Origin of the sequence: Micromonospora sp. NPDC051300 (genome assembly GCF_044455315.1) — a bacterium.
Lineage (GTDB): Bacteria > Actinomycetota > Actinomycetes > Mycobacteriales > Micromonosporaceae > Micromonospora > Micromonospora robiginosa.
Map to the genome: position 1 here is coordinate 1 of NZ_JBITEP010000066.1, position 4,300 is coordinate 4,300.

The following is a 4,300-nucleotide window of genomic DNA, read 5'->3' on the forward strand; positions in this document are numbered from 1 at the left end:
AGCCGTCTGGGTAACGTCAGCCCCGACACCTACGAGAAGATCCACCGAGAGTCCCTGACAGACATCGAGGTGTCCGGCCGATAGGGGTCACTTCACTGCCGTTTCTCCCACTTCGGCGGTCGGCCCTTCGCCGACGCGGCAGGCAGTAGCGCAGCGAGCCGCTGCCACTGAGCGTCGGTGAGGTCATGCCGCCTCGTCACCGTTAAGGTGGCCACGAGGTCTCCGGTATGAAGTTCTTGCTTGGTCGCAGAACCAGATACCGGAGACCTCTTCAGTTGTCGATCACCGCCACGCCGAGACCTTCACCGGCCACCACGACTTCTGAAACACGCCTTAGACGCGTGGTCGCAGCAGAGTGATGCGGTTGGCGCCGAGTTCGGTCACGTACAGGTTGCCGGTGGCAGTGTCCTCGGTGACGTCCAGCGGCTGGCTGAAACCGGTCAACCCGGCCAGGCCCGTCGTGCGGTTGGACAGCGCACCGCCGGGTGCCACGTCGAAGGTCTCGATGTCCTGACCGGCCGAGTAGCGCACCACAAGCAGTTTGCCACGCAGCGCGCCGCCGAAGGCGCCGCCGCGGTACTCGACCGCGCCGTTGGCGGAGGCGTGCAGGCCGGCGTCGTACGTGCCGGCAAGGTCGAAATTCGGGTCCGGCTGGGTGCCCACGGGATAGGCGGGCACCTCGAACGGGTCGGCGCCGGCGTTCGGATTGCCGCCGGCGAGCACCCACTCGCAGCGCAGCGGGTTGGGGTGGCCGTAGTAGCGGCCCGGCTTGACGTCGAAGACGTAGTCGGTCTCCGCCGTCGGCACGCCGGCCAGAGCGGGAACCGCCGGGCCGGTGTAGCCGCGCCGTGTGCACGAGGCGGGCAGCGGCGTGGGCGTGGCAGGGGCGTTGCCCCCCGCTGCCGAGCCGTTGGTCGGCGCGTAGAGGTGTCCGTTGCTGTGCCACACCAGGTCGAAGGCGTTGCGCACGCCTGTGGCGTAGAGCGTCAGTGGCGCCCCGGCCGCGTCCGGGTCGTAGACGCCGCCCGCCTCGGTCTGGACGTCCAGCGGCAGAGTGGCCGGCAACCGGGCCGGGTCCAGCCGCAGCACGGCGGCGCTGAGCAGGCGCTCGGGCCGGTTGCCCCAGGTGGAGTCGGCGGCGCCCATCGCGTTGTTGGCGCCCTGGCTCACGTAGAGCGCGCCGTCCGGGCCGAAGGCCAGTGAGTTGGTCTCGTGGTCCTTGACGGAGCGCGGCAGGTTCACCACCACCGAGGTGTACGTACCCAGGTCGGCACCGCTGAGCCGGCCCACCCGCCCGGACCAGTCCGGCACGTTCAGCGCCCCGACGTACTGGTAGTTGTCGGTGACCCACAGGATCGGCGCGGTGGGCGTGGAGACCGGGTCGAAGGCCATGCCGATGATCGTGCGGGCCGGAGCGCCGGGCAGGCCGAGGGCGGTGGCGTTGGTGCGCACCGCGTCGATGACCGTCGGCGTGCCCAGCGTGCCGTCGGCGTTGATCGGGAAGCGATAGACGTAGCCGTCCAGGGTGCCGGCGTAGAGCCGACCGTCGGGCCCCTTGACCACGGTGGTGAAGGACTTGCCGGTGGCCACACCGACGGTCTTGTCGAAGGCGATCGGCCCGCTGCCGCCCGCGCCCGCGCGGGTGGTGAACACGATGGAGTACGGCGCGAACGGCTTGCCGGTCACGTCGGTGACGCCGCTGGTGATGCTGAACCGGTACGCCGTGTTGGCCGCGAGCGGTGCGGTCGGGGAAAGGTTGATGACGTCGCCGCCGCCGCTGGTGATCGTGGTGGCGGGCACCGCCGCGCCGTCGGAGAGGCGGGTGAGCCGCACCGTCGACGAGGTGAGCGTCGCTGCGGCCACCCCTCCGTTGGGCAGCACCAGGTCCTCCACCACGCTTGTCGTGGTGGGCACGCCGGTGGCGCCGTTGGCCGGGGTGCTGGTGCGTACCGTGGGGGTGGTGGCCGAGTCGACCACGCTCGTGATGTCGAGGTACGCGAACTTGGTGTTGGTGCCGCCCGTCGGGGTGACCGTGAGCTTGCCATCGGTGACGCTCACTGTCCGGGTGACGGTGGCGAACCTGGCCGCGGAGGCCGGCACGAAGGCGGCAATCGCGTTCTGGTCCTCGATGTTGACCCAGTGCACGCTGTCGACCGCCGTGCCGGCGTCGCCTACCGCGACGGTGACCGTATAGCTGCCGCTCGGCACCGCGGCCTCCCAGGCGCCGGGCGTCGGCACCCCGACGCTCCCGGCCGGCAACTGGGCGTGCATAAAGGTGGCCAGCCGCGGATCGCTCTGGCCAGTCGCCGGGTTGCGGTTGCGGCCGTTGCCGACCAGGCTCACCGGAGTGCGCTCGCCCAGGTCGACCCAGCCGTACCCGCGAGTCGCCAGGTACGCCTCGCCGAAGTCGCGGACGTAGCCGGTGGCCGGCGCGGTCGCCGCGTCCGAGAAGTCGACCTTGAGCGAGAACGGGATCGGCGAGTCGGTGAGGCGGGGATTCTTGTCGGCCACCGGCGTGACCCTGGCGAGCGCGGGCGCGGGGGCCAGCAGGGGTGCGGCAGCCAACAGCACGGTGCCGAGAATTGCGGGCACGACGCGTAGCCAAATTGTCCGTGATCGACGGTGCACTGCGGTCCCTTCGTCGGATCAGCCCTCGCGGGCCTGGCGTCGCCAATCTCGCACGCGGCTCTCCTCAAGGGACTGTGGGATTTCCGTCATGGTCAACAACCCAGCTCAGAGCGGTTTACCGCGAGTCAGATTTCGAGATGGCGGAAAATAAGGAACTGCTGGCGATGACGTACGAATCGCCTCAGGACGAACAACTGGGCGCTCAGCGAGCCATGAGCTGACGTCAATGCTTTTCAGCTTTGATGGCTTTCAGTACGGCTTGACTTTGTTTCACTCGATGTCGTGATGCCGTGGCCCGGAACCCGTCCTGGACCGTGTAACGGTGACCCGCAGGCCCAGGTCGGTGAACAGTTGCTCGCTGGCCTGGCCGGACAGGCCCTTGTCGGTGACCACGGTGGTGCCCGGGGCGGGCTGGCGGGCTGGCGGGCTAGCGGGCTGGCGTGTCGCCCGCGTTCGCCGAACAGTTTGGGGTTGGCCAGGCCGGTCCAGCGGATGCATCGGTGTGTTCGGCCAGCCACCGCAGCGCGGCCTCCATCAGCGTGGTGGCCTGCTTGAGACGCTGGTTGTACTCGCTTTGCGCCAGCAGCCGGGTGAACAGGTGGCCGACCCGGGCCGGTGCTGCCCGCAGCACCTGCCGTTCATCGTTGTACCGAAGCAGGACCTGCGCGACCGCCAAGCAGACCAGTTCGGCGTCGGTGACCTGAGGTGGGCGGCCCGGTCCCGACCGGCGCGGCTGGTGGGCGGGGATTATGTGATGACCAGTTCCACCTGCAGTGCGATCAGAAGGGCGTCCCTTCCGCGTTCGGCATATCAACGAGTACGCGGACTGTGCAGCAGTGGACCTCCCGAAGCATCACGCATACTCCTGTTCCAGGATGGCCAGGTCGCGGTCGGCGAACTGCACGTGCGCCCACTGGTCGTTGAAGATGACTTGCAGGCACTCGACCGCCGTACGTTCGGCGGGCGGCGGGCAGCCGATCGCGGTGTTCGGCCCCCGCACGCGGTCCAGCTCCTCCTGCGTGACCTGCGCCAGATATGCGCGCAGATCGGCGATCCGCTCGGCGCGCACGGCGAGGATTTCGCCGAGGGTGGGCGCGGCCGACTCGTCGATGCCGAACTCGGTGCCGTTTGTGGTGAACGATGCGGGTACGCCGATCGGATGGAACGGGTTCGGACGAAGGGCCGCCGCGTGGCCATACCAGGCGTCCACGACGAAGATCGTGTGGCGCAGGGTTTGAGCGAGCGACCATTCGCCGTTCACCGATCTGTGGACGGCTTCCTCCGGCAGCACGCTTGCGCGTCGCAGCGTCGCCTGCCACAGCTCCTCGATGACATCCACCGCATCGCGCATCGTCTCGGGTGTGGTTGGCCGCAGTCGAAGCCGTTCGGGGTGCAGGCGATCCAGCTCGGCCTCGATCAATGGCATGACCTCCACGCCGTTGACGCGCAGGCCGTCGATCGCCCCGTCGATGTCGGCGTCCACCAGCAGCACGCCGCGCATCCGGGCGCCGCTGAGATCCACCTCGCGGAAGGTTGCGCCGGCCATTGACAGGTCGATGAACTCCGCACCCTCGTAGTGGGTCTGCTGCACCGATAGGTGACATCTGAGATGGCTTGCCCCGCGGGCAGGCTGGAAGGATGTCGCTGTGCCCAAGCCCTACCCCCGAGAGTT

General features: G+C 68.8%; 3 protein-coding genes and 1 pseudogene. All 4 read right to left on the reverse strand.

All coding sequences use genetic code 11. The annotated features are described in order from the left end of the window. Window positions 1–95 precede the first annotated feature (95 nt). Window positions 96–215, reverse strand: a pseudogene (locus ACIA5A_RS30820) (IS5/IS1182 family transposase); the annotation flags it as partial. A gap of 118 nt (window positions 216–333) precedes the next feature. Next, window positions 334–2,592: an Ig-like domain-containing protein gene (locus ACIA5A_RS30825; RefSeq protein WP_396768289.1), complete on the reverse strand. Its 2,259-nt coding sequence runs from the start codon at window positions 2,590–2,592 to the stop codon at window positions 334–336. Window positions 2,593–3,055: 463 nt separating this feature from the next. Beyond that, window positions 3,056–3,304 carry a hypothetical protein gene (locus ACIA5A_RS30830; RefSeq protein ID WP_396768291.1) on the reverse strand — a complete coding sequence of 83 codons (249 nt, stop codon included), beginning with the start codon at window positions 3,302–3,304 and terminating at the stop codon, window positions 3,056–3,058. A 177-nt stretch (window positions 3,305–3,481) separates the two neighbouring features. Next, entirely contained in the window at window positions 3,482–4,219 is a 738-nt protein-coding gene (locus ACIA5A_RS30835) for a DinB family protein (protein ID WP_396768293.1), read from the reverse strand. Window positions 4,220–4,300: the final 81 nt, after the last annotated feature.